The organism is Mycobacterium sp. (assembly GCF_049280035.1).
Taxonomy (GTDB): domain Bacteria; phylum Actinomycetota; class Actinomycetes; order Mycobacteriales; family Mycobacteriaceae; genus Mycobacterium.
The window spans coordinates 1-6,711 of sequence record NZ_JBAPPI010000435.1; the positions used below are offsets into that span (position 1 = coordinate 1).

Here is a 6,711-nt window from a genome sequence, read left to right on the forward strand (position 1 = left end):
CTCGAAAGACAGCCGGACGGACCCGAGGCCGGCGAACTCGGCGATGAAGTTGTCGCCGGGACGGGCGTCGGTGGCCCGGGTGCACGAACCGGGTAACACGATGTCACCGGCCCGAAGCCGCACACCAAAGCTTTCCACCTTGCGGGCCAGCCACGCCACCGCGGTCACCGGATTGCCCAATACCGCGTCGCTGCGGCCCTTGGCCACCACCTCGCCGTTGCGGGTCAGCTCCGCCTCGATCTGGGTGATGTCGATGTCGGTCGGCAGCACTCGTCCGGCACCCAGTACGAAACCTGCCGAGGAGGCGTTGTCGGCGATGGTGTCGCACAGCGCGATCTTCCAGTCGGTGATCCTGGTGTCGATAAGTTCGATGGACGGCACCAGCGCTTCGGTCGCCGCTATAACGTCGTCTTCGGTGCAATTCGCGCCCGGCAGGTCGTGGGCCAGGATGAAACCGACTTCGACCTCTACCCGCGGGTACAGGTAATTCGCCGCGGTGACCGGCTTGTTTTCGAATACCTGCATTTCGTCGAGCAGGTGCCCGTAGTCCGGCTCGTCGACGCCCATCATCTGTTGCATCGCCAACGACGAGAGGCCGACCTTGTGCCCCACCACCCGGGCTCCTTCGGCGACCCGCTGACGGATGTTGATCAGCTGGATCTCGTAGGCGTCGACGACGTCGATCTCGGGGTGCCCGGCCGTCAACGGCGCGATCGGCTGGCGGCTCCGCTCGGCCTCCGCGAGATCGGCGGCCAGCTCATCACGGGTGGCTAGCGGGATCATTTGACCGAAGTCCCCTCGTTCGTGTGACCGGGGCAGTAGCGTCCGGCCCCGGCAATTCTATAACGTGTTCTACATGACAGCTCAGGAGTTCGACGTCGTCGTGGTAGGAAGCGGCGGCGCCGGCTTGGTTGCTGCCCTTGCGGCCGCCCACCGGGGTCTATCGACAATAGTCATCGAGAAGGCTGCGCACTACGGCGGCTCAACTGCGCGCTCGGGCGGCGGCGTGTGGATTCCCAACAACGAGGTGCTCCAGCGCGACGGGGTGAAGGACACCGCGGAAGCTGCTCGCACCTACCTGCACGGGATCATCGGCGACACCGTCGAACCGGAACGCATCGACACCTACCTCGAGCGTGGCCCCGAAATGCTGTCGTTCGTGCTGAAGCACACGCCGCTGAAGATGTGCTGGGTGCCCGCGTACTCCGACTACTACCCCGAGGCCCCGGGTGGCCGCCCGGCCGGCCGATCCATCGAGCCAAAGCCGTTCAACGCCAACAAGCTCGGCCCCGACCTGCCCGGGCTGGAGCCCGCCTACGGCAAGGTCCCGCTCAACGTCGTTGTGATGCAACAGGACTACGTGCGACTGAACCAGCTCAAGCGGCATCCCAGGGGCGTGCTGCGCAGCCTCAAGGTGGGCGTCCGCACCATGTGGGCCAAGGTGACCGGCAAGAACCTTGTCGGCATGGGACGCGCGCTCATCGCGCCGCTGCGGATCGGGCTGCGCAAGGCCGGCGTCCTGGTAGAGCTCAACACCGCCCTGACCGACCTTTATATCGAGGACAGGGCGGTCCGCGGCGTCTACGTGCGCCACACCGAAGCACCTGAATCCGGTGAGCCGCAGCTGATTCGGGCCCGCAAGGGCGTGATTCTCGGCTGCGGGGGGTTCGAACACAACGAGCAAATGCGAGTCAAATACCAGCGCGCTCCGATCACCACCGAGTGGACAGTCGGCGCCAAGGCCAACACCGGCGACGGCATCCTCGCCGCTGAAAAGCTCGGCGCGGCACTGGAGATCATGGAGGATGCATGGTGGGGCCCGACGGTGCCGCTGGTGGGCGCACCGTGGTTCGCATTGTCGGAGCGCAACTCGCCCGGCTCCATCATCGTCAACATGTCCGGCCAGCGATTCATGAACGAATCGATGCCATACGTCGAGGCGTGCCACCACATGTACGGCGGCGAATACGGCCAGGGCCCGGGTCCGGGCGAGCACATTCCCGCGTGGCTGGTATTCGATCAGCAATACCGTAACCGCTACATATTTGCCGGATTGCAGCCAGGACAACGTATTCCGCGCAAATGGCTGGAATCCGGCGTGATCGTCCAGGCCGACACGCTCGAGGAGTTGGCCACCAAGGCCGGCCTGCCGGTCGACGAGCTCAAGGCGACGGTTGAGCGTTTCAACGGCTTTGCCCGCTCAGGCGTCGACGGCGACTACCACCGCGGCGAGAGCGCTTACGACAGGTACTACGGCGACCCGACTAACAAGCCGAACCCCAACCTCGGCGAGATCAGCCACCCGCCGTATTACGCCGCGAAGATGGTGCCCGGCGACCTCGGCACCAAAGGCGGCATCCGCACCGACAAACACGGCCGGGCACTGCGCGACGACGGCAGCATTATCGAAGGCTTGTACGCGGCGGGCAATGTCAGCGCGCCAGTGATGGGACATACCTATCCCGGCCCGGGCGGCACCATCGGCCCCGCGATGACCTTCGGCTACTTGGCAGCTCTGCATCTTGCAGGAGAGAACTGACATGCCCATCAATCCGGACGTCGCACTCGCCGCCGAGCTCGATCCGATCGAATTCTCTTGGAGCAGCACCGATGTGCAGCTCTACCACCTGGGACTGGGTGCGGGCGCCGACCCGATGGACCCGCGCGAGCTGCGCTATCTGGTCGACGACACCCCGCAGGTGCTGCCGACGTTCGGCAACGTGGCAGCCACCTTCCACGCCACCAAGCCACCGACCGTGCGGTTTCCCGGCATCGACGTCGAGCTGAGCAAGGTCTTGCACGCCAGCGAGCAGGTGGCCGCGCCGGCGCCGTTGCCACCGTCTGGCGTCGCGAAAGCCGTCACCCGGTTCACCGACATCTGGGACAAGGGCAAGGCCGCCGTGATCTGGTCCGAGACGCGGGCGACCGCGCCGGACGGGACGCTGTTGTGGACGCAGCGGCGGTCGATCTTCGCGCGGGGCGAGGGCGGGTTCGGTGGCGAGCGGGGGCCGTCGACCGCTACGGCCGCACCGGATAGAGCGCCGGATCTCGAGCTGGACATCGCGGTACTACCGCAGCAGGCGCTGCTGTACCGGCTGTGCGGCGACCGCAATCCGCTGCATTCTGATCCCGAATTCGCCGCCGCCGCAGGCTTTCCGCGGCCCATACTGCACGGCTTGTGCACCTACGGAATGACCTGCAAGGCGCTCGTCGACGCCCTACTCGACGCTGACGTAGCCGCCGTCGCATCCTACGGCGCCCGTTTCACTGGCGTGGCCTACCCGGGCGAGACCTTGAAGGCCGCCGTCTGGAAGGAAGACGGCCGGCTGCTGGCCAGCGTCGTCGCGCCCGCCCGCGACAACGCCGTGGTACTCACCGACGTCGAGCTGGTTCCGGCCTAGCGCTTGGCGCGGCGGCTTCGGCGATGAACTAGCCCAGGATCAGGCCGGATGTAGGCACACCGGTGCCGGCGGTGACCAGCACATGCTCGACGTCGGGCACCGGGTTGACCGAAGTACCCCGCAGTTGGCGGACTCCCTCGGCGATGCCGTTCATACCGTGGATGTAGGCCTCGCCGAGCTGCCCGCCGTGGGTGTTCATGGGCAGCCGGCCGCCCACCTCGACGGCACCGTCGGCGATGAAATCCTTGGCTTCACCCTTGCCGCAGAATCCCAACTCCTCCAACTGAATCAGCGTGAAGGGGGTGAAGTGGTCGTACAGTACCGCGGTCTGGATATCGGTCGGCGACAGACCCGACTGCTGCCACAGCTGTCGGCCGACGAGTCCCATCTCGGGCAGGCCAAGTTCGGGCCGGTAGTAGCTCACCATCGTGTACTGGTCGGGGCTGGAGCCTTGGGCCGCCGCCTCGATGATCGCCGGCCGGTGCTTGAGGTCCTTGGCCCGCTCGGCCGAAGTGACCACGATCGCCACCGCGCCGTCGGTTTCCTGGCAACAATCCAGCAGCCGGAGCGGCTCGGCGATCCACCGCGAATTCTGGTGGTCCTCAATGGTTATCGGCTTCTTGTAGAAGTAGGCCTTCGGGTTTTTGGCGGCATGCTTGCGGTCCGCTACCGAGATGGCACCGAAGTCCCGACTGGTCGCACCGGACAGGTGCATATACCGCTGGGCGATCATCGCCACCTGCGCTGCCGGCGTGGAAAGCCCGTGTGGATACGAGAAGGAGTTGTCCGCCGCAGTCGAATCCGCCTGTGCGCTGGCATCTCCCACCAACCGGGTCTGCACCTGGCCGAATCGCATCCCGGACCGCTCGTTGAAGGCCCGGTACGCCACCACGACGTCGGCCACTCCGGTCGCCACCGCCATCGCGGCGTGCTGGACGGTCGCGCACGCGGCACCGCCGCCGTAGTGGGTCTGGGCGAAGAACTTCAGCTGGCCGATACCGGCCGCCCGCGCGACGGCGATCTCCTTATTGGTGTCCATCGTGAACGTGGTCAGGCCGTCGACGTCGGCGGGCGTGAGGCCGGCGTCGTCGAGGGCGTCTCGGACGGCTTCAGCGGCCAGCCGTAGCTCGCTGCGACCGGAGTCCTTGGAGAAGTCGGTGGCACCAATGCCGACGATGGCGGCTCGACCACTGAGCAAACCCGAAGACATTAGGCGTCCCCGATCATGAGCGTAGTGGTGGCGATGACGTGATCGCCAAGGCTATTGCTGCCCACGACTTTTACCGTGATCAGGCCGCCGTCCACCGCGGTCACTTCACCGGAGAACGTCACCGTGTCGTAGGCATACCACGGCACACCCAGCCGCAGCCCAATCGACTTGATCAGCGCCGACGGCCCGGCCCAATCGGTGACATACCGCTGCACCAGACCGGTGTCGGTGAGGATGTTGACAAAGATGTCCTTCGAACCTTTGGACTGCGCCTTGTCGCGGTCGTGGTGCACGTCTTGAAAATCCCTGGTGGCCAGCGCCGTCGAGATGATGAACGTAGGGTCGCCGTACAACGACAGCTCCGGCAGCTTCGTGCCGACCTCTATCGTCAGGGCCCTCATGCGTCAGGCTCCCATGCGTACAGGGTCCACTCAGGCCCGCTATCACCGGCCGGAAAGTCGATATAAGTTGCCCGAACGGGCATTCCGGTCTTCACCTGAGCGGAGTCGACGTTGCGCAGCTCGCCCAGCATGCGGACGCCCTCTTCCAGCTCGATGAGCGCGATCACGAACGGCAGCGTGCGGCCAGGCACCTTCGGCGCGTGGTGCACGACGAAGCTGAACACTGTCCCCTTGCCGCTGGCCAATACGTAGTCGATGGGCTTGGCTTTGTCCTGCCAGACGGCCGGGACCGGCGGGTGCTGCAGGCTGCCGTCCGGCAGCCGTTGGATGCGCAACTCGTGCGCCTTGACGCCCTCCCAGAAGAACGCGGTGTCCCGCGACACCGACGGCCGCATCATGGCATCGGCATCCAGGCCCGTCGGCACCGACGCCGGTGTCGCCGAAGCCTTCTCGCGGGGCTTGAATTTGAGGATGCGCCACTCCATCTCGGCCACGTCCTCGTCACCAACGCGCCAGGTGATGTGTTGGTTGATGAACCAGCCCTCACCGAGCGCGGTCTGCTTCGGGCCGACCACGTCGCGCATCTCGGAGGCGATACTGACTTCCTCGCCCGGTCGCAGATACCGGTGATAGGTCTGCTCGCAGTTGGTGGCGACAACACCGACATACCCTGCGCCGTCGAACAGCTCCATCATGGGTCCCATGGGATCGTCCGTCGGACGCTCTCCCCCCAGGCCGAACATGGTCCACACCTGAATCATTGCCGGTGGGGCAACAATTCCCGGATGCCCGGCATCGCGGGCCGCGGCCTCGTCGGTATAGATCGGGTTGCGGTCCCCGAGCGCCTCCACCCAGTTGTTGATCGTCGGCTGGTTCACCGGGTCCCGGGCCGCGCGCGGCTTGGCGACGACGGTGGCGGTGATCTCTGCGACTTTTGCGGTGATGCTGTTCGCGTCGGTCATCGAGGCACCCTCGGCACCTTGAGGCCCGAGGCCGCGATCATCTCACGCATGACTTCGTTGACCCCGCCGCCGAAGGTGATAACCAGGTTGCGTTTGGTTTGCGAGTCGAGCCAGTCGAGCAGCTCGGCGGTATCCTGCTCGGCAGGGTTGCCATATTTGCCGACGATCTCTTCGGCGAGCCGACCGACGTACTGAATCCGTTCGGTGCCAAAAACTTTCGTCGATGCGGCGTCGGCCACGTTGATTTCCTCACCGGCGGCCGCCACCTGCCAGTTGAGCAGCTCATTGATCCGCCACATCGCGTGAACCTCACCCAGCGCGCGCTTGACGTCGTCGTGATCGATCGGAGTGACGCCGTCACCGCCCGGCTTGGATGCCCATGCGTGCACGCGGTCGTAGATCGCGGCGAATCGACCCGCTGGACCCAGCATTACGCGCTCGTTGTTGAGCTGCGTGGTGATCAGCCGCCATCCGCCGTTCTCGTCACCGACCAGCATGTCGGCGGGCACCCGCACGTCGTTGTAGTACGTGGCATTGGTGTGATGGGCGCCGTCGGACAGGATGATCGGTGTCCAGGAGTAGCCGGGATCCTTGGTGTCGACGATCAGGATCGAAATGCCTTTGTGCTTAACAGCTTCCGGGTCAGTGCGGCAGGCCAGCCAGATGTAGTCGGCGTCATGCGCGCCGGTGGTGAAGATTTTCTGGCCGTTGACGATGTACTCGTCGCCGTGGCGCAC

General features: G+C 65.4%; 6 protein-coding genes and 1 pseudogene. 2 read left to right on the top strand and 5 right to left on the bottom strand.

Annotated elements, in window-relative coordinates; translation table 11 throughout:
- Positions 1–783: 2-keto-4-pentenoate hydratase (locus WAN71_RS14405; protein ID WP_422225982.1), on the bottom strand; the 783-nt coding region annotated here is incomplete at its 3' end.
- 73 nt (positions 784–856) lie between these two features.
- On the opposite strand from WAN71_RS14405, the gene kstD reads away from it, so the two are divergent.
- Together kstD and WAN71_RS14415 are read left to right on the top strand one after the other, a co-directional pair.
- Positions 857–2,539: a 3-oxosteroid 1-dehydrogenase gene (gene kstD, locus WAN71_RS14410; RefSeq protein ID WP_422225983.1), complete on the top strand. Its 1,683-nt coding sequence runs from the start codon at positions 857–859 to the stop codon at positions 2,537–2,539.
- Between the two features lies 1 nt (position 2,540).
- A complete protein-coding gene (locus tag WAN71_RS14415) occupies positions 2,541–3,401 on the top strand; it encodes a MaoC/PaaZ C-terminal domain-containing protein (RefSeq protein ID WP_422225984.1) in 861 nt (286 codons plus the stop codon).
- Between the two features lie 28 nt (positions 3,402–3,429).
- On the opposite strand, the gene WAN71_RS14420 is transcribed toward WAN71_RS14415, so the two are convergent.
- The 4 genes and pseudogenes from WAN71_RS14420 to fadE29 form a co-directional block, all read right to left on the bottom strand.
- Positions 3,430–4,599 carry a lipid-transfer protein gene (locus WAN71_RS14420; RefSeq protein ID WP_422225986.1) on the bottom strand — a complete coding sequence of 390 codons (1,170 nt, stop codon included), beginning with the start codon at positions 4,597–4,599 and terminating at the stop codon, positions 3,430–3,432.
- A gap of 11 nt (positions 4,600–4,610) precedes the next feature.
- Positions 4,611–5,003 carry a MaoC family dehydratase gene (locus WAN71_RS14425; RefSeq protein WP_422225987.1) on the bottom strand — a complete coding sequence of 131 codons (393 nt, stop codon included), beginning with the start codon at positions 5,001–5,003 and terminating at the stop codon, positions 4,611–4,613.
- 5 nt (positions 5,004–5,008) lie between these two features.
- Positions 5,009–5,974 (bottom strand): bifunctional MaoC family dehydratase N-terminal/OB-fold nucleic acid binding domain-containing protein, encoded by a 966-nt coding sequence (locus tag WAN71_RS14430; RefSeq protein WP_422225985.1) that lies wholly within the window; start codon positions 5,972–5,974, stop codon positions 5,009–5,011.
- Positions 5,971–6,711, bottom strand: a pseudogene (gene fadE29, locus WAN71_RS14435) (acyl-CoA dehydrogenase FadE29); the annotation flags it as partial. The gene WAN71_RS14430 and the pseudogene fadE29, both read right to left, overlap by 4 nt.

Coding starts and splice junctions, on each gene's coding strand:
- kstD (WP_422225983.1), top strand. CDS start 857: ATGACAGCTCAGGAGTTCGACGTCGTCGTGGTAGGAAGCGGCGGCGCC.
- WAN71_RS14415 (WP_422225984.1), top strand. CDS start 2,541: ATGCCCATCAATCCGGACGTCGCACTCGCCGCCGAGCTCGATCCGATC.
- WAN71_RS14430 (WP_422225985.1), bottom strand. CDS start 5,974: ATGACCGACGCGAACAGCATCACCGCAAAAGTCGCAGAGATCACCGCC.